We start from the raw sequence: 23,991 nt of genomic DNA on the forward strand, positions 1-23,991 counted from the left end.
GAACGGGGAAATGCCAACCGTTTGCCGTGGAAGAAAAGTAATTATCATGGTGGCTTCACACTCTGAAGCCGGACTTATTTGTTGCAGGCTTTGACGCAAACAAAAACGGAGCCTTGCGGCTCCGTTTTCGGTCGACGTAGACGGCGCTAACGCGCGGTTTACGTCAGACAATTAGAACTGGTAAATCAGACCAACGGCAACTACGTCGTCGTTTGCCAGACCCAGTGCATTGTCGCTATCCAGCAGGTTGATTTGATAATCAACATAGGTGGACATGTTTTTGTTGAAGGAGTAAACGCCGCCAACTGAAACGTATTTGTACAGGTCAGCATCGCCAATACCTTCTACGTCTTTCGCTTTACCCTGAACATAGGACACTTCAGGACGCAGACCGAAGTCGAACTGGTATTGCGCAGTGAATTCCATAGTTGAAGATTTGTTTGCGAAACCGTAGCGAGGAGAACCATTGGTTGCAAAGTTAGCGTTCTCGATTGGCGTTGCGTTGCGGCCTTCAGCGTAGGTAGCAGCCAAGTACAGGCTGTTAGCATCGTATTTCAGACCAGTTGCCCAAACTTCAGCACGCTCACCCTGACCCAGGTTGGTAGCGGAGTTCTGAGTTTCGGTACGATCCTGGCTTGCATATGAACCAACGATAGCCACGCCGATTGGAGAGGTGTAAGAGGTAGAAATACCCCAGCCGTCACCATTCGCTTTCTGAGCTACACGAGCGTCATCTGCGTCTGAACGGTCATTTTTGCCCTGGTACTGAACACCGAAGTCCCAGCCATCAACCAGACCAAAGAAGTTTGAATTGCGGTAAGTTGCCACACCAGTGGTACGACCAGTCATGGTGTCAGTTTTGCTGAAGTCACCACCGAATTCTGGCAGCATATCGGTATAGGCCAGACCGTCGTATGCAATACCCAGGTTACGACCGTAGTCGAAAGAACCCGCATCACCAAATTTCAGACCAGCAAAGCCCAGACGGGTTTTGTCACCACCGGTTGCACCAGTGCTTTCAGAGTTGTTGAACTGGAACTGATATTCAAACTGGCCATAACCGGTCAGTTGATCGTTAATCTGAGTCTGGCCTTTAAAGCCCAGACGGCCATATGATTGGTCGCCATCATTGCCAGCATTATCAGAGAAGTAGTGCAGGCCCTGAGCACGGCCATACAGATCCAGCTTGTTGCCGTCTTTGTTGTAAATCTCTGCTGCGTTTGCCGCGCCAGCTGCTAACAGAGCTGGGATTACCACTGCAAGAATATTGCGCTTCATCATTTATTTATTACCCTCATTGGAGTTTATTCGGACACCTGCCACTGCTGTCATAAAACCTTTACGGAACTACGACTGAAGTATGGTGTCTTCCTGTGTCTGCACGCATCTTTCCATTCCAAACCCAGTTAATCTACCCCTAAAATGCTACTAATCTCCTATTCCTGTATCAAAAGGAAAATATGTATTACAAAATGTAAAAAATACGGAACTTTGTGAACCAACTCAAAATTTACAAAAATAAAAAAAGGCCGGCAAAGCCGACCTTCTTATATATATGAATTTCTTATATTTAATGCTGAATATCAGAAAGTCGCGTTGCGTGGGGTACGTGGGAAGGGGATAACATCCCTTACATTTTGTACGCCGGTGACATATGCGATTAAACGTTCGAAACCTAATCCGAAACCTGAGTGTGGCACGGTGCCATAGCGACGCAGGTCGCGGTACCACCAGTAATCTTCTTTGTTCAGGCCCATCTCTTCGAGACGTGCATCAAGCACATCCAGACGCTCTTCACGCTGTGAACCGCCGATGATTTCACCAATGCCTGGTGCTAACACGTCCATGGCGGCAACGGTCTTACCGTCTTCGTTCAGGCGCATATAGAAGGCTTTGATATCTTTCGGATAGTTTTTCACCACGACTGGCGCTTTGAAGTGTTTCTCGGCCAGGTAACGCTCATGCTCGGAGGACAGATCGATACCCCAGGATACCGGGTTTTCGAAGGTCTGACCGCAAGCCAGCAGGATCTCAACCGCATCGGTGTAATCCACCTGAGCGAAATCGGCGGTAACAAAACGCTCCAGGCGCGCAACGGCATCTTTGTCTACACGTTCGGCGAAGAAGGCCATATCGTCGGCACGCTCGTCCAGTACCGCTTTAAAGACATACTTCAGCATGGCTTCTGCCAGGGCCGCGGCATCGTCCAGTGTCGCGAAGGCGATTTCCGGCTCCAGCATCCAGAATTCCGCCAGGTGACGGCTGGTGTTGGAGTTTTCCGCGCGGAAGGTTGGGCCAAAGGTGTAGATTTTGGACAGTGCGCTGGCATAGGTTTCGCCGTTCAGCTGGCCTGATACGGTCAGGAACGCTTCTTTACCAAAGAAGTCTTCATTGAAGTCGACTTTGCCTTCCGGGGTACGTGGCAGGTTTTCCAGATCCAGCGTGGACACACGGAACATTTCGCCGGCACCTTCGGTATCCGACGCAGTGATCAGCGGCGTTGAAACCCAGAAGTAGCCGTTTTCATGGAAGAAACGGTGCAGTGCCTGTGCCAGCGTATGACGCACACGCGCCACCGCGCCGATCAGGTTAGTACGTGGACGCAGGTGTGCCACTTCACGCAGATACTCGATACTGTGGCGTTTTGCCGCCATCGGATAGGTATCCGGATCATCGACCCAGCCGACCACTTCTACATGGGTGGCCTGGATTTCAAAGCTCTGGCCTTCACCCGGGGATTCCACGACTTTACCCGTCACGATCACCGAGCAGCCGGTGGTCAGGCGCAGCACTTCATCCTGATAATTATTCAGAGAATTATTTACGACAGCCTGAACGGGATTAAAGCAGGAACCGTCATAAACGGCGATAAAGGAAATACCGGCTTTTGAATCTCTTCGGGTACGTACCCAACCACGTACGGTGACTTCGCTGTCAACCGAGACACGGCCGTGCAGTACATCCGCTACAGGCACTATGCTCATAAATTTCTCTCTTTATATGTGAACTGTTTAGAAAATTAAGGCCCCCGAATCTGGGGGTCTTGCTATGTTACTTTGCGTCTGGCAGGACACAAGCAGAATTCACGGCGAAAGCAGAGATTTATTCAGGGATGACAGAGGGATTAGTGGTTTTACTTACAGGATTGATGGCAAAACCTTCAGTGCATGAAGATGTCGTCTGAATGATCGAGATACCCGGGACGACCACGGCGCGGTCCTGCGCGGACAAGCCGCTCCGGAGCCATCGCCGTGTTTCCCCTAAAGACGGGCTTTATTTGTTGTCTGTTGACGCGGGCAGCTTTAGCGAGGATATGTCTTGCCAGATGGCTGGCAAGACGATGTGTAAATTAGCTGAGAATATCGCGGCTTAACTTGCCTTTTTCACCCGCGGCAGGTCGAACGCTTTACGCAGAGCGCGCACAAACGCCTGATCCTGGCAGATGGTTTTACCCGGGCTGTCAGAGAGTTTCGCCACCGGCTTGCCGTTGCACTCCACCAGTTTAATCACGATATTCAGCGGTTTGACCTGCGGAATATCGCAGGTCAGCCGGGTGCCGATGCCAAACACCACGTTCGCACGCTGACCAAAATGGCGGTACAGGTTGACGGCTTTTTCCAGATCGAGATTATCGGAGAACACCAGCGTCTTGCTCAGCGGATCAATATCGAGGCGCTGATAATGGGCGATGGCTTTTTCTCCCCATTCGACCGGATCACCCGAGTCATGGCGCAGTCCCTGGTAGCGGCGGGCAAATGCCGGGCCAAAATCACGCAGGAACGCATCCATAGTAATGCAGTCAGTCAGGGCGATACCCAACTGGTCATCATATTCATCCAGCCATGCCTGTAGTGCGGCGCGCTGGCTGTTGGCCAGTACCGGACTGATTTGCTGGTGCGCCTGGAACCACTCATGTGCCTGAGTACCGACGGGCGCGATATTCAGCTGACGGGCAATATCGTAGTTACTGGTGCCGACCAGCCATGGCAATTCCTGTTGCAGCGTGCTGACAATCGCCATCTGCACGTCGTAAGAGAAGCGACGACGGGTACCGAAATCCATCAGCTTAAAGCGGGACATATCCAGGTCGGCGGTCAGGCTGTTAAAGGCTGTCAGCTTGTGATGCAGATGGTCAACCGCCATCTCCGGCGTGACCTGTGGCGAGCGGTGGCGGTGTACCACTTCACTGATCAGCGCCAGCAGCGGCACTTCCCACATAATCACTTCGCGCCATGGGCCAGCAATACGAATATCCAGTTTACCCTGCTGATTGCGTACTTCGACCTGTGACGGGTCATAACGGAAGTCACGCAGCCAGTCGAGATAGTCGCGGGTAAAGAAAGGCAGACTGGCGAGCCAGGTATACTCTTCGTCGCTCAGTCTCAGCGATGCCATCAGCGCAACCTGCTGCGCGATTTCATCGGCATAAATGCCTAACAGGTCGTCACCGCGACAGCGGAATTCCGCCGCAACGGAAACGTTATGGTAACGGTGAAACACGGCTTGCTGCATATGAAGCTTATAGGCATCGGTATCAAGCAGCGTGTGCAATATCGGGGAAGCTTGTCGTGTCATAGTGCGTTTCAGCAGTCTCGCGCGCGGAGCGTTATCCCTGTATTACCCTAAATAATTCAGGTTGCAGCCAACGCATCTGCAGCCTGAAGAATGACGGGTATAAGTAAAATGTCTCAATCAAGAGGCAGGAGTATAACCGCATATTATGTTTTATGAACCTGATCACAGCACAAATAGGACAGAGAGGTCGAGGATAAAAAGTGCCATTGTTAATAAAATGTATCAATTCGCGCCATTCGCGGATTCAGCGTGGCAACCTGGGCGCAACAGGAATAGACTTGATTAGGTTAACTTTTTGATGACGTGAGAAGAATTCTATGACGCAACAGCCGCAAGCCAAGAATCGCCATGACTATCGTGCGCCGGATTACACCATTACCGATATTGATCTGACGTTTAACCTTGATGCCAGCACCACTCAGGTGACGGCGGTGAGCCGCATTAAGCGGCTGGGCGCCAGCGACGCCGCGCTGCGTCTCGATGGCGGCGACGGGCTGACGCTGATTTCGCTGGAAGTGGATGACCAGCCGTTGACCCACTACCAGCTGCAGGACGGGGTGCTGATGCTGGAGCAGTTGCCGGAAAACTTCACCTTAAAAATTATCAATAAGATCCACCCGGATCAGAATACCGCGCTGGAAGGACTGTACCAGTCAGGCGTGGCGCTTTGTACCCAGTGCGAAGCGGAAGGTTTCCGCCATATTACCTGGTATCTCGATCGCCCGGATGTGCTGGCGCGCTTTACCACCACCATTATTGCTGACCAGACGCGCTATCCGTATCTGCTGTCTAACGGTAACCGTCTCGACAGCGGGCATCTGGAAGATGGTCGCCACTGGATGAAGTGGGAAGATCCGTTCCCGAAACCGTGTTATCTGTTTGCGCTAGTGGCGGGGGACTTCGATGTTCTGCGTGACAGCTTTACCACCCGTTCCGGCCGTGATGTGGCGCTGGAGATCTTTGTCGATCGCGGCAATCTCGATCGTGCTGACTGGGCGATGACTTCGCTGAAAAACAGCATGAAATGGGATGAGGAGCGCTTTGGTCTCGAGTATGACCTCGACATCTTTATGATCGTCGCAGTGGACTTCTTCAATATGGGCGCGATGGAAAATAAAGGCCTGAACGTCTTTAACTCCAAGTATGTGCTGGCGAAAGCGGAAACCGCTACTGATAAAGATTACCTCGGTATTGAAGCGGTGATCGGCCACGAATATTTCCATAACTGGACCGGCAACCGTGTCACCTGCCGCGACTGGTTCCAGCTGAGCCTGAAAGAGGGGCTGACGGTCTTCCGCGACCAGGAATTCAGTTCTGACCTCGGTTCACGTGCGGTAAACCGTATCGATAATGTGCGCGTGATGCGCGGTTCGCAGTTTGCGGAAGACGCCAGTCCGATGGCGCACCCGATTCGTCCCGAGCAGGTTATCGAGATGAACAACTTCTATACCCTGACAGTGTATGAGAAGGGTTCCGAAGTGATTCGTATGATGCATACCCTGCTGGGCGAAGAGAATTTCCAGAAAGGGATGCAGCTCTACTTCGAGCGCCACGATGGCAGTGCGGCGACCTGTGATGATTTTGTGCAGGCGATGGAAGATGCGTCGAATGTTGACCTCTCTCAGTTCCGCCGCTGGTACAGCCAGTCCGGCACACCGGTGCTGAGCATTCGTGACGATTACAATCCGGAGCTGGAGCAGTATACGCTGCATGTCACGCAGATGACGCCTCAGACGGCTGACCAGAAACAGAAGCTGCCACTGCATATCCCGCTGGATATCGAACTGTATGACGGCGAAGGTAACGTGATCCCGCTGCAGCATAACGGTCATCCGGTGCACCATGTGCTGAATGTCACTGAAGCGTTCCAGAGTTTTGTCTTCGATAAAGTGCATTTCCAGCCAGTACCTTCGCTGCTGCGTGAATTCTCTGCGCCAGTGAAGCTGGACTATAAATGGAGTGATGCGCAGCTGACGTTCCTGATGCGCCATGCGCGCAATGATTTCTCTCGCTGGGATGCCGCACAGAGCCTGCTGGCAACCTACATTAAGCTGAATGTTGCCCGTCATCAGCAGGGACAGCCGCTGTCACTGCCGCTGCATGTGGCGGACGCTTTCCGTGCGGTGCTGCTGGATGAAGAGAGCGATCCGGCACTGACAGCGTTGATTCTGACACTGCCGGGCGAAAATGAGATTGCTGAGCTGTTCGAGACTATCGATCCCGCAGCCAATGCGGCGGTGCGTGAAGCGCTGGTACGTACCTTAGCGACAGAGCTGGCGGATGAGCTGCTGGCCGTGTATCGCGCGAACCAGAGCAGTGATTATCGCGTGGAACATGCGGAAATCGGTAAGCGTTCACTGAAAAATGTCTGCCTGAATTACCTGGCGTTTGCTGATGCGCAGCTGGCAGATAAGCTGGTTACCGCACAATATCAGACCGCGAACAATATGACCGATGCGCTGGCAGCATTGTCGGCGGCGGTGGCGGCGCAGTTACCGTACCGTGAATCACTGCTGGCGCATTTCGATGAGCGCTGGCATGAAGACGGTCTGGTGATGGATAAGTGGTTTATTCTGCAGGCGACCAGCCCGGCGACGGATGTGCTGGCGCGGGTGCGTGCTTTGCTGCAGCACCGTTCCTTCAGTATGGGTAACCCGAACCGTGTGCGTTCACTGATTGGCGCGTTTGCTTCGGCCAATCCGGCGGCGTTCCATGCCATTGACGGCAGCGGTTATCAGTTCCTGGTGGAAATGCTGACCGATCTCAATACGCGTAACCCGCAGGTTGCGGCGCGCATGATTGAGCCACTGATTCGCCTGAAACGCTATGATACAACCCGCCAGGGACTGATGCGTCAGGCGCTGGAACAGCTGAAAGGACTGGATAAGCTGTCGGGTGATCTGTACGAGAAGATCAGTAAGGCGCTGAGTGCATAAGTCGCGGAGTTGATAAACGAGAAGGGCGGGAGACCGCCCTTTTTTTATTGCTATAAATTGGTGGGTTGTGGCGGATATTACCTGCCTGTCGCTGTTAGTTCTTTGATTGCTCAGGGAACACGGTCAGCTCCGGAAAGACGCAAAACGTGTCATCCATGACGGCGCGGGACGCTTTCCTCCGCTGACCGTGTTCCCATCGCTTCAGGTTCAGGCGTCGCTGTCTGGTGTTCCCTCTGGCCTTTGAGCCACTGACGGCGTTCTTCTGGCTCTGCGCCTGCGACTATCAATTATCGTTGCGCTACTCGCTTTTCCGGTTCCGCAGGCGTGCGCGTCATCACCCGATCCAGCACTTCCGCTTCCAGCTGTGCCAGTTTCGCCGAACCACGACGGCGCGGACGTGGCAGATCAACCGTCAGATCCAGTCCGATCCGGCCTTCCTCTATCAGCAACACGCGATCCGCCAGCACCACGGCTTCACTGACATCGTGTGTCACCAGCAAGACGGTAAAATGATGCTGCTGCCACAGTGATTCGATTAATCCCTGCATTTCAATGCGCGTCAGGGCATCCAGCGCCCCCAGTGGTTCATCAAGCAGCAGTAGCCCAGGACGATGGATCAATGCGCGCGCCAGCGCCACACGCTGCTTCTGGCCGCCTGAGAGGGCAGCAGGCCACTCTTTAGCACGATCCGCCAGACCGACAGCGTCCAGCGCCTCCTGCGCGGCATCACGCCAGCTTTTGCCTCGCAGCCCAAGGCCGACATTATCAATCACGCTTTTCCACGGCAGCAGACGTGCATCCTGGAACATCAGACGGGTATCGTCGCGTGCGGCACTGAGCGGCGCGCTACCTGCCAGCAGTTCGCCGCTGCTGGTACTTTCCAGTCCCGCCAGCAGGCGCAGCAGGGTGCTTTTACCACAACCGCTGCGACCCACCACGGCGACAAACTGACCCGCGGGGATATGCAGGTTAATATCACTGAGAATAGCGCGCCCACTGTACTGCTTGCTGACGCCGTTGATCACCAGTGGTGTACCGGCATTGAGGCGTGCCGGAGAGCGTGTTAATTCACTCATGCATTTTCCTCCTTCAGTTGATATGCCGGGTGCCAGCGCAGCCAGACGCGCTCCAGCAGCTGGGCGCTGACGTCCGCAAGTTTGCCGAGCAGGGCGTAGAGAATAATGGCTACCACCACCACATCGGTTTGCAGGAACTCACGCGCGTTCATTGCCAGATAGCCAATCCCGGAGTTAGCAGAAATGGTCTCCGCCACAATCAGCGTCAGCCACATCAGGCCAAGGGCAAAGCGCACGCCGACCATAATGCCGGGCAGGGCGCCGGGCAGGATCACCTGTACGAACAGGCTCCAGCCGGACAGGCCATAGCTGCGCGCCATCTCCACCAGCCCGCGATCGATATTGCGGATACCGTGATACGTGTTGAGATAGATCGGAAACAGCGTGCCGAGCGCCACCAGGAAGATCTTGGCGGCTTCATCGATGCCAAACCACAGGATCACCAGTGGGATCAGCGCCAGATGCGGCACATTGCGCAGCATCTGCACTGAGGTATCCAGCAGACGTTCACCCCAGCGCGACATACCGGTAATCAGACCCAGCAGCAGGCCAATGGTGCCACCAATACTGAAGCCGATGATGGCGCGCCAGCTGCTGATGGCCAGATGCTGCCACAGTTCGCCGCTGGCGGATAAACGCCAGAACGTGAGCACAATGTTTTCCGGTGACGGCAAAATACGTGTCGACAGCAGTCCGGTTTGTGAGGCGATTTGCCATACTACAATCAGCAACAGCGGCAGCGCCCACGGTGCCAGCTGGTTTGCCAGCCGTTTTGCAGCTTTGCTCATGGCGCCTCCTTAGCTTTGCGACACTTTCTGCGGCGCAAAGTCATGACCCACATGCTCGCCATGGGCAGTCACGTTAAACCGCTGCGGAACATCGGGCACCTGCAGGTCAAGGTGCGGGAATAACAGCTCGCCGACGCGATACGCTTCTTCCAGATGCGGATAACCGGAAAGAATAAAGGTTTCGATGCCCAGATCAGCATACTCCTGCATGCGTGCCGCGACGGTTGGGCCATCACCCACCAGCGCTGTGCCTGCTCCGCCGCGCACCAGACCGACACCCGCCCACAGGTTCGGGCTGATTTCCAGTTTATCGCGGCGTCCGCCATGCAGCGCCTGCATACGGTGCTGGCCCACCGAGTCAGTCCGCGCCAGTAAACTTTGCGCTTTGGCGATAGTGGCGTCATCAAGATGCGCGATCAGACGCTCGGCAGCCTGCCAGGCTTCGGCAGTGGTTTCGCGCACAATCACATGCAGGCGAATACCAAAGCGCACCTTACGCCCCTGTGCCGCCGCTTTGGCGCGCACGGCTGCGATTTTTTCTTTCACCTGCGCAGGCGGTTCGCCCCAGGTGAGATAGACATCCACCTGTTCAGCCGCCAGATCCTGCGCCACATCAGACGATCCGCCAAACCACAGTGGCGGGCGCGGCTGCTGCACCGGTTTAAACATCAGACGTGCACCGCGCACATGAACATATTTCCCTTCGTAGTCGACGGTTTCGCCTTCCAGCACGCGTCGCCAGACGCGGGTAAACTCTGCGGACTCGGCATAGCGTTCGCGGTGATCGAGAAACACGCCGTCACCCGCCAGCTCTTCTGCGTCGCCGCCTGTGACCAGGTTAAACAGCGCACGGCCATTGGACAGACGATCCAGTGTCGCGGCCTGACGCGCCGCCTGAGTGGGTGAGATCACGCCCGGGCGCAGCGCCACCAGAAAACGCAGGCGCTGCGTCACCGGGATCAGCGATGCCGCCACCAGCCAGGCATCTTCACAGGAGCGGCCGGTCGGGATCAGGACGCCGCCGAACCCCAGGCGATCTGCGGCCTGAGCAATCTGCTGCAGATAGGCATGGTCCACCGGGCGCGCCCCTTCAGAGGTGCCAAGATAGTGACCATCACCGTGTGTCGGCAGGAACCAGAAGACGGAAAGACTCATGATATGCTCCTTTATTACTGGGCGGCGGTGTCGTGCCAGATGCGGCTGGCAATCTCAACTTTCACCGGAATTAAGTGGCTGTCATAAAACAGATCAGCGGTCTGCTGCTGGGCTTTGGCGGTCTTGTCACTCACCGGCGTAATGGTGGTGGGTGGTCGATGGCTGAGATAACTGGCCAGAACCGGTTTCGGTAGCCCCATTGCCTGCGCCAGCAGATCAATGCTCTCGTCACGCTGACTGCGTGTCAGCGCATCTGCGTCAGTAAAGGATGCCAGCACCTCACGCACAAACGGGCCGTTGGCTTCAGTAAAGCTGCGGGTGGCGAGATAGAAAGAACCTGTCAGATTGAGGTCGGAACCGTCTTTCAGTACCCGTACATTGCCCTGCTGCAACGCAGCGGAGTAGTAAGGGTCCCAGATGGCCCAGGCATCGACATCTCCCTGCTGGAAGGCGGCACGCGCGTCAGCAGGTGTCAGAAAGGTGGGTTTAATATCGCTAAAATCGAGGCCAGCCTGTTTCAGCGCGCGCAGCAGCAGATTGTGTGAACTGGAACCTTTCTGGAACGCGACTTTATGCCCTTTCAGGTCGGCGACAGTTTTCAGCGGGCTGTCTTTCGGCACCAGGATCACTTCGGCCTGCGGTTTTGGTGGTTCGGAGCCGACATACAGCAGATCCGCGCCCGCCGCCTGAGCAAAGATCGGCGGGATGTCGCCGGTGCTGCCAAGATCAATGCTGCCGACATTCAGTGCTTCGAGCATCTGTGGCCCGGCCGGGAACTCGATCCATTTGATGTGGGTGGCAGGGAATTTCTTCTCCAGCAACTGGTGAGATTTTGCCAGCACCATGCTGACTGAACCTTTCTGGTAACCAATACGGAATTCTTTCGGAGCAGTGTCTGCCGCGCTGGCCTGGCTGCCAACGCTCAGCAACGCACCCAGTGCGATCCCGGAAAGCAGATGACGTAATTTTTTCATTTTCCGGCTCCTGTTACACGGCTTTTGCCAGCGGCGGGCGGCGGCGCGACAGCGCGTGCCAGAAGGTATCCAGCGCCTCATCAAGACGCGCGGCCAGTGTCTGGTTCACTTCAGGCTGGCGATCGTAGTGGCTGATTTGCGAGTCATCCGCAAACACACCATGCAGGATCTCCTGCGCTTTCAGTGCGTTCAGCACCGGTTTCAGCGCGTAATCCACCGCCAGCATATGCGCGACAGTGCCGCCGGTTGCCAACGGCAGTACGACTTTATGTTCCAGTGCGCGTTCTGGCAGTAAATCCAGCAGGGTTTTCAGTGCGCCGGAAAAAGAGGCTTTATAGACCGGAGTCGCGACAATCACGCCATCGGCGTTTTCCAGATCCTGCTTCAGCGCCTGCAGTGCCGGAGAGTCAAAACGCGCGTAAAGCAGATCTTCTGGCTGGAAGTTGTGCAGATTCCATGGGATCACTTCCACCCCGCGTTTTTCCAGCTGCGTCTGGCACAGGCTCAGCAACGCCGTGGAGCGGGAAGGGTAGCGAGGGCTTCCCGCCAGAGTAATAACGCGCATAGCGACTCCTTATAACTATTAGTTATTGAATGTCTATTTTTCAGAACAGGTAACATTATCCTGACAGAGCGCGAACAGGCGTTTAAATGATTTTTCCGGGAAATCTAAGTCAGATTTGCGATTTAACAGGGAGGAAGGGGAGCCGTGGTGATGAAAACGTTTGCGTTTTTGTCCTGAGTCCTGTTTTTTCTGCGCGTGATGCCGGATAATAGCGCCCCGATTTGCCACCGGGAATTCAGGAGAGTGCATGTACTATCCCTTCGTTCGTAAAGCGCTGTTTCAGTTCGACCCAGAGCGGGCGCATGAACTGACTTTTCAGCAGTTGCGCCGGTTGTCCGGCACCCCATTTGAAGCGCTGATTCGGCAGAAGCTGCCGGCAAAGCCTGTCACCTGTATGGGACTGACCTTTTCTAACCCGTTAGGGCTGGCCGCCGGACTGGATAAGAACGGTGAGTGCATCGATGCGCTCGGCGCGATGGGTTTCGGTTTTGTCGAGATTGGCACCGTGACACCACGTCCACAGCCGGGTAATGATAAGCCGCGCCTGTTCCGTCTCGTGGAAGCCGAGGGGATTATTAACCGTATGGGGTTCAATAACCTCGGTGTTGATCATCTGGTAGAGAATGTCAAAAAAGCCCACTTCAAAGGCGTCCTCGGCATTAATATAGGCAAGAATAAAGATACGCCGGTAGAGCAGGGTAAAGACGATTATTTAATCTGTATGGAGAAGGTTTATCCGTATGCAGGTTATATTGCGATCAATATCTCCTCTCCGAACACGCCAGGTTTACGCACGCTGCAATATGGCGAAGCGCTGGACGATCTTCTGGCGGCGATTAAAATAAAGCAGAAGGATCTGGAAAATATTCACAGCCGCTATGTGCCGGTGGCGGTAAAGATCGCGCCGGATCTTTCCGAAGAAGAGTTGATCCAAATTGCCGACAGTTTGTTGCGTCATAATATTGATGGTGTGATCGCCACCAATACCACGCTCGATCGTTCACTGGTAGCCGGATTAAAACATTGTGACGAAGCGGGTGGTTTAAGTGGTCGTCCGGTACAGTTGCGCAGCACTGAAGTGATTCGCCGGCTGGCGCAGGAGCTGCAGGGACGGATACCGATTATCGGTGTCGGCGGTATTGATTCGCTGGTGGCTGCGCGGGAAAAAATCGCCGCAGGCGCGACGCTGGTGCAAATATATTCCGGCTTTATCTTTAAAGGCCCGTCGCTAATTAAAGAAATTGTGACCCATCTCTGAGACAATCTGTCGTAAAATCAGCCAGGGGCTTTATTTCTGCCTCTGGCTCGTTTATATTTTATCCCAATCAATCATTATTTGGTCTATATTCATTTTGCCGTCGCGTTTTGCAGGCGGTAAAAGTAACAAATTATTTCCTGAAGGACGTACCATGAGAATTAAACCTGACGACAACTGGCGTTGGTTTTTTGACGAACAGCACGATCGAATGATGCTCGATCTGGCGGATGGTATGTTATTCCGTTCCCGTTTCCCGCGTAAAATGCTGACCCCTGACGCGTTTGCGGAATCAGGTTTTTGCGTTGATGACGCCGCCTTATTTTTTACCTTCGATGAAAAGTGCCGCGCGCTGGATCTGAATGCCGATCAGCGAGCGGAACTGGTGCTGAATGCGCTGGTGGCGACACGTTTCCTGAAACCGCTGATGCCAAAAAGCTGGCACTTTGAAAGCTATGAACAGCGTGGCTGGCGGCCTGGCGATGGCGACAGAGTCCGTGTTCAGTTGTGCGAAAACGGTGAGCAGGCGTCGCTGCTGGTGGTGGAAAGCGGGGAAAATGCCGCACTGTGCCTGCTGGCGCAGAATCAGCTGACCCTGGCAGGCCGCGGTATGGTGCTGGGTGATGCAATCAAAATTATGCATGATCGCCTGTTGCCATACCCACAGAATCACAATGTGGAGCTGGATCGCGCGGTTTAAGCCCAGGATATCATCATTGCCCGGTACTCACAGCCTGCCGGGCACAGGCAAACCGGCACTACGCCAGTGTTACGCCAGCTCAATATCTCCCGCCGGAATACAACTACAGCTCAGAATCGTGCCATCGTTGCGCACCGCGCTCTGTTTCAGCGCTTTCACGTTGCCGGAAACCAGTGTCATTTTGCAGCTGCCACAAATCCCGGCACGGCAGGAGTAAGGAATGCTGAAACCTTCCATTTCCAGCTGCTCCAGCAGAACCTGCTGGTTATCGCCATTGAAGGACTTGCCCTGATAGCCTATCTTCACCGCGCTGCTGGACTGCTGCGGCACCGCGATGTTCTGCTCCACTTTGCCTGCACCATAAAGGCGTGGCGGGTGGGTTTTAATAATTTCCACCGCATCGCCGACGCGAATAATGCCGGTATTACGGGCAATCAGATTGAGGCCGAAATCGATATCGCCACTGTCGTCCAGTGCACTGCGGAACGACTGCAGCGTTGCCAGCGGTTCGCCATCCGGGTGCTTGCGGCCATGTTCGGTACTGACAGTGGTAAACACGCAGCGGCTGCAAGGCTTTGGTACTTCAAAGGTGACATCGCCGACACGTAATACCGACCAGCTGTCTTCTGCCCAGGCCTCGGCACCACTAATCACCAGGTTGGGGCGAAACTGTTCCATTTTGACGCTGGCCGGACAGCGCCGTTGCAGATCGAGCAGCGAAGCCTGACTGACCAGCAGGAAAGGATAACCATCGGCAAAGCCAAGCGGGATTTTGGGTTTACGTTTTACCCTCCGCGTCATCTGCGGCCCGACCCAGCGCAGCTGCACCGGACGCGGAAAGAAACCGCTTAACCAGCTGTTGATACTGTCCGGCGCAATCAGCGCACTAAAATGGGTGCCCCATACTTCGGTGGGCGCGGCGTTTTGTGCGGCGAAGTCATCGAAACGCACCATGGCGCTGCTGCCGTCCGGCGCCTGTAAATAGAGACCGTCCGGCAACTGTGCTGGGGTAAACAGCACCATCTGCGGAAACTGGCGGGCGGTAATAAATTTGCCGCTGGGTTCGGTGATCATAAAGGCGCGATCTAAGGCAAGACCGCTGTCCAGCGCCAGGGCGTGGGAGACCTGCAAACCCCGCATCGATTTTACCGGGTGAATAAACAGGCGCGTCAGGCTAATCATCGACATCTCCATTACAGTGCGTCACAGTTGTGGGGCGGGTTTGGGCGCTGTCGCGACAAATGTCGGACGAAAAGAAGCTAACTTTATGACATGCGGTGCGGATTAGCTATAATGCGCAACAATTTTCTCAGGACAGTAAGTGACGATATGAATTCTCTGTTTGCCAGTACGGCGCGTGGGCTCGAAGAGCTGTTAAAAAGTGAACTGGAAGCGCTGGGCGCCCAGGAGTGCCGGGTCGTGCAGGGCGGGGTGCATTTTGACGGAGACGATCGTTTACTCTATCAGAGCCTGATGTGGAGCCGTCTGGCGTCGCGTATCCTGCTGCCACTGGGCGAATGCGGTGTGTGGAGCGACCTGGATCTGTATCTGGGTGCACAGGCCATCGACTGGACCGCGATGTTCGACAGCGACAAAACCTTCGCGGTGCACTTTAGCGGCACCAGTGAGGTGATCCGCAACAGCCAGTTTGGCGCGCTGAAAGTGAAAGATGCCATTGTTGACAGCTTTACGCGCAAAAATCTGCCGCGCCCGAATGTGGATCGCGAGCTGCCCGATATCCGCGTCAATGTCTGGCTGAATAACGATAACGCCAGCATTGCGCTGGATCTCAGCGGTGAGGGGCTGCATCTGCGCGGTTACCGTCAGCAGGCCGGACAGGCACCGCTGAAAGAGAACCTGGCGGCGGCGATTGTGCAGCGCTCTGGCTGGCAGCCGGGCACGCCACTGCTCGACCCGATGTGTGGTTCTGGTACGCTGCTGATTGAAGCGGCGATGATCGCCACCGATCGTGCGCCGGGTCTGCATCGTACCCACTGGGGTTTCACTGGCTGGAACCAGCATAACGACACGCTGTGGCGCGAAGTGAAAAGTGAGGCGCAGTTGCGTGCGCGTCGCGGTTTGCAGGAGACCACGTCACGCTTCTATGGTTATGACAACGATAGCCGGGTGCTGGAACGTGCACGTGCTAATGCGCGTCGTGCCGGGCTGGAACAGCTGATGACGTTTACCGCTCAGGATGTGGTGAAGCTGACCAATCCGCTGCCGGAAGGCCCGGCAGGTACGGTGATCAGCAACCCGCCATACGGCGAGCGTCTGGAGAGTGAACCCGCACTGATTGCCCTGCACAGTCAGCTGGGACGCATCATGAAACAGCAGTTTGGCGGCTGGAATCTGTCTCTGTTCAGTGCATCGCCAGAATTATTAAGCTGCCTGCAGCTGCGTGCCGATCGTCAGTTTAAAGCGAAAAACGGTCCGCTGGATTGCGTGCAGAAAAACTATCAGCTGGCGGCGAACCCGTCAGGTGGCGCAGTGGCGCAGATTGCCGAAGATTACGCCAATCGCCTGCGTAAGAACCTGAAGAAACTGGAAAAATGGGCAAAACAGAGCGGTATCGACTGTTACCGTATCTACGACGCCGATTTGCCGGAATACAACGTGGCGGTAGACCGCTACGCCGACTGGGTGGTGGTGCAGGAGTATGCGCCACCGAAAACCGTCGACCCGAATAAAGCGCGCCAGCGTCTGTTTGATGTCATTGCTGCCACCCTCAGTGTGCTGGAATTACCGGCTAACCGGCTGGTGCTGAAAACGCGCGAAAAGCAGAAAGGCAAAAATCAGTACCAGAAGCTGGGCGAGAAGGGCGATTTCTTCCAGGTGCGCGAATTTGATGCGCAGCTGTGGGTTAACCTGACCGATTACCTGGATACCGGTCTGTTCCTCGACCACCGCATCGCGCGTAAAATGCTCGGGCAGATGAGCCAGGGTAAAGACTTCCTCAACCTGTTTGCTTACACCGGTAGCGCCAGTGTGCACGCCGGGCTGGGCGGCGCGCGCAGCACCACCACGGTGGATATGTCGCGTACCTACCTTGAGTGGGCGGAACGCAACCTGCGCCTGAATGGCTTAACCGGCCGTCAGCATCGCCTGATGCAGGCCGACTGCCTGAGCTGGATGCGTGACAGCGATGAGCAGTTCGACCTGATCTTTATCGATCCGCCAACGTTCTCCAACTCCAAACGCATGGAAGACAGCTTTGACGTGCAGCGCGACCATCTGAGCCTGATGCGCGATCTGAAACGTCTGCTGCGTCGCGGCGGCACCATTATGTTTTCTAACAACAAACGTGGATTCAAAATGGATCACGACGGGCTGGCGACGCTGGGCCTGGCGGCACAAGAGATCACCGCCAAAACCCAGTCGCAGGATTTTGCCCGTAACCGTCACATTCATAACTGCTGGCTGATCACCCACGCCGGTAAGGAATAAGTTTTATGTCATTAATCAGTATTCATGGTGCCTGGCTCTCTTTCAGCGATGCGCCGCTGTTGGATAACACTGAGCTGCATATCGAAGAGAACGAGCGGGTTTGTCTGGTGGGCCGTAACGGTGCCGGCAAATCGACCCTGATGAAGATCATCAACGGCGAGCAGCCGCTGGATGACGGACGTATCATTTACGAACAGGATCTGATTATCGCCCGTCTGCAACAGGACCCGCCGCGCAATGTGCAGGGTTCGGTATATGATTTTGTCGCCGAAGGCGTGGCGGAGCAGGCGGAACATCTGAAAGCCTATCACGCGATTTCTCATACGGTAATGGAAGATCCGAGCGAGAAAAACCTCAACGAAATGGCGCGGTTGCAGGGCATTCTCGACCACCAGAACCTGTGGCAGCTGGAAAGTCGTATTAACGATGTGCTGCAGCAGATTGGTCTGGAAGCGGACGTGGCGCTGTCGTCGCTGTCGGGCGGCTGGCTGCGTAAAGCGGCGCTGGGTCGTGCACTGGTCAGCAATCCAAAAGTTCTGCTGCTGGATGAACCCACCAACCACCTTGATATTGAAACCATCGACTGGCTGGAAAGTTTCCTGAAAACCTTCCAGGGCAGCATCGTGTTTATTTCCCACGACCGTTCCTTTATCCGCAATATGGCGACGCGCATTGTCGATCTCGATCGCGGCAAGCTGGTTTCCTGGCCGGGCGATTATGACCAGTATCTGCTGGCCAAAGAAGAAGCGCTGCGTGTCGAAGAGATGCAGAACGCCGAGTTCGACCGCAAGCTGGCGCAGGAAGAAGTCTGGATCCGTCAGGGCATTAAAGCACGCCGGACCCGTAACGAAGGACGTGTGCGTGCACTGAAAGCGTTGCGTCGTGAGCGTTCTGAGCGCCGCGAAGTGATGGGCAAAGCCAATATGCAGGTGGGTGAAGCCAGCCGCTCCGGCAAGATCGTCTTTGAGCTGGAAAATGTCGATTACGCGGTGGGCGGTAAGCAGCTGGTAAATGATTTCTCCGTGCAGGTGCAGCGTGGCGATAAAATTGCGCTGGTGGGGCCGAACGGTTGCGGTAAAACCACACTGCTGCGTTTGATGCTGGATCAGCTGAAAGCCGACAGCGGACGCGTACATATCGGCACCAAGCTGGAAGTGGCCTACTTCGATCAGCACCGTGCCGAGCTGGACCCGGATCGCACCGTGATGGATAACCTCGCCGAAGGTAAACAGGAAGTGCTGGTGAATGGTAAACCCCGCCATGTGCTGGGTTATCTGCAGGACTTCCTGTTCCATCCGAAACGTGCGATGACACCGGTGCGCGCGCTGTCTGGTGGTGAGCGTAACCGTCTGTTACTGGCGCGGTTGTTCCTGAAACCCAGCAACCTGATGATCCTCGATGAACCGACCAACGATCTCGATGTGGAAACGCTGGAGTTGCTGGAAGAGCTGATCGACGGTTACCAGGGCACGGTATTGCTGGTCAGCCACGATCGTCAGTTTGTCGACAATACGGTGACAGAATGCTGGATCTTTGAAGGTACGGGCGAAATCGGCAGCTTTGTCGGTGGTTACCACGATGCCCAGCTGCAGCGCGCTGCGTATAAGCAAACGCGGGCGGCGAAACCTGCTGCGCCGGTAAAACAGGAAACGGCGAAGCCAGAAAATGTCAAACGCGCTGCCAGCAAACTAAGCTATAACCTGCAACGGGAACTGGAACAGTTGCCACAAAAACTGGAAGAGCTGGAAACGAAAATTGGCGATCTGCAGGCGCAGATGAGTGATGCTAATTTCTTTAACCAGCCGCGTGACGTCACGCAGCCAGTGCTGGATGCGCTGGCGAACAGTGAGCAGGAACTGGAAATCGCATTTGAGCGCTGGGAATATCTGGAATCCCTCAGGAACGGCGCTTAATACCACGGGAGAAACGGCTATGTGTTCGTCGGACCACTCGCATCAGTGGATGCTGTGTCCCCAATGTGACCTGATGACACAGCTGCCGGAAATCCGGCCGGGCAGCAAGGCAAGCTGCCCGCGCTGTCATACCACCTTAGTGATGAACTGGCAGGAGCCGCGCAGGCGGCCCTCCGGTTATGCTTTCTCAGCACTCGTCATGTTGCTGTTCGCCAACCTGTTTCCGTTCGTCAATATGCAGGTTTCCGGTCTGAGCAGCCAGATTACCCTGATGCAAATCCCGCAGGTGATGGTGGCGGAAGATTACACCAGCCTAGCGACGCTGTTCCTGCTGTTTGTGCAGGGCGTGCCGGCGTTTTGCATGCTGGCGATCCTGCTGCTGGTGAATCAGGCACCGTTACCTGAACCGGTACGCCGCTGGATGGCGCGCATTCTGTTTCAGCTGAAGAGCTGGGGTATGGCGGAGATTTTCCTCGCCGGTGTGCTGGTGAGCTTCGTCAAACTGATGGCCTACGGCGAGATCGGCATTGGCACCAGCTTTATTCCCTGGTGCCTGTTTTGCGTGTTGCAACTGCGAGCGTTCCAGTGTGTGGATCGTCGCTGGTTATGGCAGCGCGTTGACCCGCTGCCGCTGTTGCCGGTGAAGCCGCTGGCGGGCGTCAGTGGATTGCAGCAGGGGGTGCGCTCCTGCCGCTGCTGTACCGCAATTCTGCCGGTCGATCAGCGTGTCTGTTCACGCTGCGGCGTTGCCGGGCATGCGCGCCGCAAACACAGCCTGCAATGGACACTGGCACTGCTGCTGACCTCGGTGCTGCTGTATATCCCGGCCAATCTGTTGCCGATTATGGTGACGGAAGCGCTCGGTAACCAGATTAGCTCGACCATTATGGCCGGGGTCATTCTGTTATGGAGCGATGGCTCGTATCCGGTGGCGCTGGTGATTTTTATTGCCAGTATTATGGTGCCGTCGCTGAAGATGCTGGCGATTGGCTGGCTGTGTCTGGATGCTCAGGGTTATGGCCGCCGGGATGGCGAGAAGATGCATCTGATTTATGAGGTGGTGGAGTTTGTCGGTCGCTGGTCGATGATCGACGTCTTTGTTATTGCTGTGCTCAGTGCGCTGGTGCGTATGGGGCGTTTAATGAGCATTTACCCGGCGGTGGGTGCGCTGCTGTTTGCGCTGGTGGTGATCCTGACAATGTTCGCTGCCATGACGTTTGACCCGCGCCTGACCTGGGATCGAGTTCGCGAAACAAATCTGAAGGAGCCGAGCGTTGACGGAAAATAATCACGGCGTCGCCAGAGTCGAGCAGATTAAACGCTGGTCGCCTGTCTGGATTGTTCCCATTGTCACCATTCTGATTGGGGCATGGATTCTGTTTTACCATTTCAGCCATCAGGGGCCGGAAGTCACCCTTATCACCACTAATGCGGAGGGGATTGAAGGGGGAAAAACCGCGATCAAAAGCCGCAGTGTGGACGTTGGCGTGGTGGAAAGTGCGGTGCTGAGCGATGATTTGCATCATGTGGAAATTAAAGCGCGGCTGAATACCGGAATGGAAAAACTGCTGCATGGCGACAGCGCTTTCTGGGTGGTGAAACCGCAGATTGGCCGTGAAGGGGTGACCGGCCTCGGTACACTGCTGTCCGGCGCGTATATTGAGCTGCAGCCGGGCAGTAAAGGTGATAAACCGGAAAGTTATCAGTTGCTCGATGCGCCACCGCTGGCACCGCCGGATGCGAAAGGTATTCGTGTCATTCTGAGCAGTAACAAGGCCGGTCAGTTAAATGCCGGCGATCCGGTGCTGTTCCGCGGCTATCGTGTGGGGTCGGTCGAGACCAGCAACTTTGATGCGGATAAGCGCGCGATGCGCTACCAGCTGTTTATTGGCGCGCCTTACGATCGTCTGGTGACCACCAATGTGCGTTTCTGGAAAGACAGCGGTATTGCGGTGGATATGTCCGCATCCGGCATGCGTGTGGAGATGGGCTCGCTGACCACGCTGTTTAGCGGTGGTGTGAGTTTCGATATTCCTGATGGCCGTGAACTGGGGCTGGTGGCGAAAAACAGTGATGAATATCAGCTGTTTGACGATCAGCGTAGTATCCAGGATTCGCTGTACACCGAGCACGTCGATTATGTGATGTTCTTCAGCGACTCGATTCGTGGCCTGCAGGCGGGGGCACCGGTCGAGTTCCGTGGTATCCGCCTCGGTACGGTGGCGCAGGCGCCATTCCAGTTCCCGGGTGCGGCGAATCAGGAGCTGAATACCGATTACCGTATTCCGGTGCTGATCCGTATTGAGCCAGAGCGTTTCCTTGCCCAGGTGGGCGGCGAGTTCAATCTTGAACAGCATCTGCAGGATGGCAAAAAACGTGGTCTGCGTGCATCGCTGAAATCCGCCAACCTGCTGACCGGCTCGCTGTATATCGATCTCGATTTCTACGATAGCGTTAAAGCCTACAACGGGCCGAATAAAATTGCCGGCTATGAGGTGATTCCGACCACCAGTGGTGGCCTGAATCAGATCCAGCAGAAACTGATGGCGACGCTGGATAAGATCAATTCACTGCCACTTGATCCGATGATCAACCAGGCGACCAATACTCTGGCGGAAAGCCAGCGCACGCTGCGTGAACTGCAGAAAACCCTCGACAGCCTGAACCAGATTACCTCCAGCCAGTCGATGAAGGATCTGCCGCAGGATATGCAGCAGACGCTGCGCGAGCTGAATCGCAGTATGAAGGGCTTCCAGCCAGGTTCACCGGCTTACAACAAGATGGTGGCGGATATGCAGCGGCTGGACCAGGTGCTGCGCGAACTGCAGCCCGTGCTGAAAACCCTGAATAACAAGAGTAATGCGCTGGTGTTTGAAGCCAAACCCGGTGAGGACCCACAGCCGAAGAGGGCCAGATAATGATGAAATGGATTGCCGTGTCCGCCGCACTGGTGTTAAGCGCCTGCAGCAGTACACCGGAAACAACCTATTATCAGCTGCCAGCGGGAAGTGGCAGCCTGAAAGCCAGCCAGCCTGCTGATGCGGGTTCGCTGGCAGCGACGCGCGGTGCGGAACGCCGCCAGCCGGTATTGTGGGTGGAACATGTCGCGGTGCCGGACTATCTGGCGGGCAATGGCGTGGTTTATCAGACCAGCGATGTGAAATATGTGATTGCCGCCAATAACCAGTGGGCCAGCCCACTGGATCAGCAGCTGCAACAGCGTCTGGTCAGCAATCTGAGCGCGGCGTTGCCGGGCTGGATTGTGTCGTCATCTGCCTTAGGCCCGGACTATGACACGCTTAATGTTACCGTCAGTGGCTTCCATGGACGCTATGATGGCCAGGTGATTGTCAGTGGGGAATGGATACTGCAACACCATCAGCGCCTGATTAAACGTCCGTTTCTGATTACTCTGCCGCAACAGGAAGATGGTTATGATGCACTGGTGCGCACGCTGGCACAGGGCTGGCAGCAGGAAGCGCAGCAGATTGCAAATGCGTTATCACGCTTAGAGTAGCAATATTTTTTCATTACTATACAAAGCCGGTATGGCCGGTGTAAGTCCTTGATTGTCTGAGCCAGTGTTTCTCAGAGGGTCAGGGACTTTTTATTTGCAGAATCAGCAGGATGGGCGAAAAATAAGCAGAAAAAAGCGCCAGCAGAAAGAATAATCTTACACTTCATTTATGACATTGGCGTGAATTTTGCGCATTGATCTTTCTATTTTTAGCAGGTAGAACTTAGATGTGGCTGCACATTATGTGACCACTGTTTTCTTTGAAACCACATTCCAGCAGACTAAAAATGAGGGAAACGAGGCATGATGAAGAGACAGAAACGTGACCGTATGGAACGCGCGCACTCACGGGGTTATCAGGCAGGAATCAGCGGGCGCTCAAAAGAGATGTGTCCTTATCAGACGATCGATGCGCGCTCACAGTGGCTGGGAGGTTGGCGACAAGCCATGGAGGACAGGGCAGTTACCGCAGCGTAACTGACTGTTCAGTCAGGGAAATTAACCTCCGCTTAGCGCGGAGGTTTTTGTATCAGTGCATCAGAAAGCAGAGGTGTCTTTAAACAGACCCACTTTCAGATCGGTGGCGGTGTAAATCACATTGCCATCGACCAGCACTTCACCATCTGCCACGCCCATTACCAGTTTACGGTTGATAACGCGCTTGAAGTGGATACGGTAAGTCACTTTTTTCGCCGTTGGCAGGACCTGGCCGGTGAATTTCACTTCACCCACGCCCAGCGCACGGCCTTTGCCTTCTGCGCCCAGCCAGCCGAGGTAGAAACCAACAAGCTGCCACATGGCATCCAGGCCCAGGCAGCCTGGCATGACCGGGTCGCCGATAAAGTGGCAGGCGAAGAACCACAGGTCCGGATTGATATCCAGTTCTGCTTCCACGTAACCTTTATCAAAGTTACCGCCGGTTTCAGTCATCTTCACCACGCGGTCCATCATCAGCATATTACCGGCTGGCAACGGAGGGCCCTCGGCGCCAAACAGTTCGCCGCGACCAGAAGCAATCAGGTCTTCTTTTGTATAGGATTCGCGTTTATCTACCATGTTCTCAATAAGCCTTATTTTAGTGAATCACGAA

The 23,991-nt window shown here is 55.1% G+C and carries 20 protein-coding genes; 9 read left to right on the forward strand and 11 right to left on the reverse strand.

The window, feature by feature from the left end:
• Positions 1 to 171: 171 nt before the first annotated feature.
• The 3 genes from ACSZO1_RS01985 to pncB all read right to left on the reverse strand — a co-directional run bounded on the left by ACSZO1_RS01985 (position 172) and on the right by pncB (position 4,575).
• On the reverse strand, positions 172 to 1,281 hold the full coding sequence (locus tag ACSZO1_RS01985; RefSeq protein WP_437608996.1) for a porin: 1,110 nt from the start codon (positions 1,279 to 1,281) through the stop codon (positions 172 to 174).
• Positions 1,282 to 1,583: 302 nt separating this feature from the next.
• The gene (asnS, locus tag ACSZO1_RS01990) at positions 1,584 to 2,984 is read right to left on the reverse strand and encodes an asparagine--tRNA ligase (protein WP_437608998.1); all 1,401 of its coding nucleotides are present in this window, start codon (positions 2,982 to 2,984) and stop codon (positions 1,584 to 1,586) included.
• A 385-nt stretch (positions 2,985 to 3,369) separates the two neighbouring features.
• Positions 3,370 to 4,575 carry a nicotinate phosphoribosyltransferase gene (gene pncB / locus ACSZO1_RS01995; protein ID WP_437609000.1) on the reverse strand — a complete coding sequence of 402 codons (1,206 nt, stop codon included), beginning with the start codon at positions 4,573 to 4,575 and terminating at the stop codon, positions 3,370 to 3,372.
• Between the two features lie 317 nt (positions 4,576 to 4,892).
• Between pncB and pepN the strand changes: the two genes are divergently transcribed.
• Entirely contained in the window at positions 4,893 to 7,511 is a 2,619-nt protein-coding gene (pepN, locus tag ACSZO1_RS02000; RefSeq protein ID WP_437609002.1) for an aminopeptidase N, read from the forward strand.
• Positions 7,512 to 7,798: 287 nt separating this feature from the next.
• Here pepN and ssuB read toward each other — a convergent pair whose 3' ends face one another.
• Genes ssuB through ACSZO1_RS02030 form a run of 6 tightly spaced genes read right to left on the reverse strand, consistent with a single transcriptional unit; the run spans position 7,799 to position 12,318 of the window.
• Positions 7,799 to 8,587, reverse strand: coding sequence for an aliphatic sulfonates ABC transporter ATP-binding protein (ssuB, locus tag ACSZO1_RS02005; protein ID WP_437609004.1), 789 nt, complete (start codon positions 8,585 to 8,587; stop codon positions 7,799 to 7,801).
• Positions 8,584 to 9,375: an aliphatic sulfonate ABC transporter permease SsuC gene (ssuC, locus tag ACSZO1_RS02010; RefSeq protein WP_437609006.1), complete on the reverse strand. Its 792-nt coding sequence runs from the start codon at positions 9,373 to 9,375 to the stop codon at positions 8,584 to 8,586. The genes ssuB and ssuC overlap by 4 nt, the downstream gene beginning before the upstream one ends.
• A gap of 9 nt (positions 9,376 to 9,384) precedes the next feature.
• Complete coding sequence (gene ssuD, locus ACSZO1_RS02015) at positions 9,385 to 10,530, reverse strand: FMNH2-dependent alkanesulfonate monooxygenase (protein WP_437609008.1); 1,146 nt, start codon at positions 10,528 to 10,530, stop codon at positions 9,385 to 9,387.
• 14 nt (positions 10,531 to 10,544) lie between these two features.
• Positions 10,545 to 11,504 carry a sulfonate ABC transporter substrate-binding protein gene (locus tag ACSZO1_RS02020; RefSeq protein WP_437609010.1) on the reverse strand — a complete coding sequence of 320 codons (960 nt, stop codon included), beginning with the start codon at positions 11,502 to 11,504 and terminating at the stop codon, positions 10,545 to 10,547.
• A 13-nt stretch (positions 11,505 to 11,517) separates the two neighbouring features.
• Positions 11,518 to 12,069, reverse strand: a complete 552-nt coding sequence (gene ssuE, locus ACSZO1_RS02025) for an NADPH-dependent FMN reductase (RefSeq protein ID WP_437609012.1) — start codon at positions 12,067 to 12,069, stop codon at positions 11,518 to 11,520.
• Positions 12,070 to 12,102: 33 nt separating this feature from the next.
• Positions 12,103 to 12,318, reverse strand: a complete 216-nt coding sequence (locus ACSZO1_RS02030) for a hypothetical protein (protein ID WP_437609014.1) — start codon at positions 12,316 to 12,318, stop codon at positions 12,103 to 12,105.
• On the opposite strand from ACSZO1_RS02030, the gene pyrD reads away from it, so the two are divergent.
• Both pyrD and ACSZO1_RS02040 read left to right on the forward strand, forming a co-directional pair.
• Positions 12,317 to 13,327 (forward strand): quinone-dependent dihydroorotate dehydrogenase, encoded by a 1,011-nt coding sequence (gene pyrD, locus ACSZO1_RS02035; RefSeq protein ID WP_437609016.1) that lies wholly within the window; start codon positions 12,317 to 12,319, stop codon positions 13,325 to 13,327. The two genes, ACSZO1_RS02030 and pyrD, sit on opposite strands and share 2 nt — an antisense overlap.
• A 151-nt stretch (positions 13,328 to 13,478) precedes the next feature.
• Positions 13,479 to 14,024, forward strand: coding sequence for a cell division protein ZapC (locus ACSZO1_RS02040; RefSeq protein ID WP_437609018.1), 546 nt, complete (start codon positions 13,479 to 13,481; stop codon positions 14,022 to 14,024).
• A 69-nt stretch (positions 14,025 to 14,093) separates the two neighbouring features.
• Here ACSZO1_RS02040 and ACSZO1_RS02045 read toward each other — a convergent pair whose 3' ends face one another.
• Entirely contained in the window at positions 14,094 to 15,206 is a 1,113-nt protein-coding gene (locus tag ACSZO1_RS02045; RefSeq protein WP_437609020.1) for a YcbX family protein, read from the reverse strand.
• Positions 15,207 to 15,353: 147 nt separating this feature from the next.
• Between ACSZO1_RS02045 and rlmKL the strand changes: the two genes are divergently transcribed.
• From rlmKL to rmf, 6 genes are all read left to right on the forward strand, one after another.
• On the forward strand, positions 15,354 to 17,471 hold the full coding sequence (gene rlmKL, locus ACSZO1_RS02050) for a bifunctional 23S rRNA (guanine(2069)-N(7))-methyltransferase RlmK/23S rRNA (guanine(2445)-N(2))-methyltransferase RlmL (RefSeq protein ID WP_437609022.1): 2,118 nt from the start codon (positions 15,354 to 15,356) through the stop codon (positions 17,469 to 17,471).
• 5 nt (positions 17,472 to 17,476) lie between these two features.
• Positions 17,477 to 19,384, forward strand: a complete 1,908-nt coding sequence (locus ACSZO1_RS02055; RefSeq protein ID WP_437609024.1) for an ABC transporter ATP-binding protein — start codon at positions 17,477 to 17,479, stop codon at positions 19,382 to 19,384.
• A gap of 19 nt (positions 19,385 to 19,403) precedes the next feature.
• Positions 19,404 to 20,672, forward strand: a complete 1,269-nt coding sequence (gene pqiA / locus ACSZO1_RS02060; protein WP_437609026.1) for a membrane integrity-associated transporter subunit PqiA — start codon at positions 19,404 to 19,406, stop codon at positions 20,670 to 20,672.
• Positions 20,659 to 22,302: an intermembrane transport protein PqiB gene (gene pqiB, locus ACSZO1_RS02065; protein WP_437609028.1), complete on the forward strand. Its 1,644-nt coding sequence runs from the start codon at positions 20,659 to 20,661 to the stop codon at positions 22,300 to 22,302. Before pqiA ends, pqiB begins: the two co-directional genes overlap by 14 nt.
• The gene (gene pqiC / locus ACSZO1_RS02070) at positions 22,302 to 22,901 is read left to right on the forward strand and encodes a membrane integrity-associated transporter subunit PqiC (RefSeq protein ID WP_437609030.1); all 600 of its coding nucleotides are present in this window, start codon (positions 22,302 to 22,304) and stop codon (positions 22,899 to 22,901) included. The genes pqiB and pqiC overlap by 1 nt, the downstream gene beginning before the upstream one ends.
• A 306-nt stretch (positions 22,902 to 23,207) precedes the next feature.
• Positions 23,208 to 23,378 (forward strand): ribosome modulation factor, encoded by a 171-nt coding sequence (gene rmf / locus ACSZO1_RS02075; RefSeq protein ID WP_437609099.1) that lies wholly within the window; start codon positions 23,208 to 23,210, stop codon positions 23,376 to 23,378.
• 60 nt (positions 23,379 to 23,438) lie between these two features.
• On the opposite strand, the gene fabA is transcribed toward rmf, so the two are convergent.
• Positions 23,439 to 23,957 (reverse strand): bifunctional 3-hydroxydecanoyl-ACP dehydratase/trans-2-decenoyl-ACP isomerase, encoded by a 519-nt coding sequence (fabA, locus tag ACSZO1_RS02080; RefSeq protein ID WP_437609032.1) that lies wholly within the window; start codon positions 23,955 to 23,957, stop codon positions 23,439 to 23,441.
• Positions 23,958 to 23,991 lie beyond the last annotated feature (34 nt).

It is taken from the genome of Erwinia sp. V71 (genome assembly GCF_965644245.1).
In the GTDB taxonomy this organism is placed as follows: domain Bacteria; phylum Pseudomonadota; class Gammaproteobacteria; order Enterobacterales; family Enterobacteriaceae; genus Erwinia.

Bases quoted from the DNA above. Each gene is read 5' to 3' on its own strand.
- rlmKL (WP_437609022.1), top strand. From the start codon at position 15,354: ATGAATTCTCTGTTTGCCAGTACGGCGCGTGGGCTCGAAGAGCTGTTA.
- ACSZO1_RS02030 (WP_437609014.1), bottom strand. From the start codon at position 12,318: ATGCACTCTCCTGAATTCCCGGTGGCAAATCGGGGCGCTATTATCCGG.
- ssuD (WP_437609008.1), bottom strand. From the start codon at position 10,530: ATGAGTCTTTCCGTCTTCTGGTTCCTGCCGACACACGGTGATGGTCAC.
- ACSZO1_RS01985 (WP_437608996.1), bottom strand. From the start codon at position 1,281: ATGATGAAGCGCAATATTCTTGCAGTGGTAATCCCAGCTCTGTTAGCA.
- rmf (WP_437609099.1), top strand. From the start codon at position 23,208: ATGAAGAGACAGAAACGTGACCGTATGGAACGCGCGCACTCACGGGGT.
- ssuE (WP_437609012.1), bottom strand. From the start codon at position 12,069: ATGCGCGTTATTACTCTGGCGGGAAGCCCTCGCTACCCTTCCCGCTCC.
- asnS (WP_437608998.1), bottom strand. From the start codon at position 2,984: ATGAGCATAGTGCCTGTAGCGGATGTACTGCACGGCCGTGTCTCGGTT.
- ACSZO1_RS02055 (WP_437609024.1), top strand. From the start codon at position 17,477: ATGTCATTAATCAGTATTCATGGTGCCTGGCTCTCTTTCAGCGATGCG.
- ssuB (WP_437609004.1), bottom strand. From the start codon at position 8,587: ATGAGTGAATTAACACGCTCTCCGGCACGCCTCAATGCCGGTACACCA.
- ACSZO1_RS02020 (WP_437609010.1), bottom strand. From the start codon at position 11,504: ATGAAAAAATTACGTCATCTGCTTTCCGGGATCGCACTGGGTGCGTTG.
- ACSZO1_RS02045 (WP_437609020.1), bottom strand. From the start codon at position 15,206: ATGATTAGCCTGACGCGCCTGTTTATTCACCCGGTAAAATCGATGCGG.
- pyrD (WP_437609016.1), top strand. From the start codon at position 12,317: ATGTACTATCCCTTCGTTCGTAAAGCGCTGTTTCAGTTCGACCCAGAG.
- ssuC (WP_437609006.1), bottom strand. From the start codon at position 9,375: ATGAGCAAAGCTGCAAAACGGCTGGCAAACCAGCTGGCACCGTGGGCG.
- pqiA (WP_437609026.1), top strand. From the start codon at position 19,404: ATGTGTTCGTCGGACCACTCGCATCAGTGGATGCTGTGTCCCCAATGT.
- pqiC (WP_437609030.1), top strand. From the start codon at position 22,302: ATGATGAAATGGATTGCCGTGTCCGCCGCACTGGTGTTAAGCGCCTGC.
- ACSZO1_RS02040 (WP_437609018.1), top strand. From the start codon at position 13,479: ATGAGAATTAAACCTGACGACAACTGGCGTTGGTTTTTTGACGAACAG.
- fabA (WP_437609032.1), bottom strand. From the start codon at position 23,957: ATGGTAGATAAACGCGAATCCTATACAAAAGAAGACCTGATTGCTTCT.
- pepN (WP_437609002.1), top strand. From the start codon at position 4,893: ATGACGCAACAGCCGCAAGCCAAGAATCGCCATGACTATCGTGCGCCG.
- pncB (WP_437609000.1), bottom strand. From the start codon at position 4,575: ATGACACGACAAGCTTCCCCGATATTGCACACGCTGCTTGATACCGAT.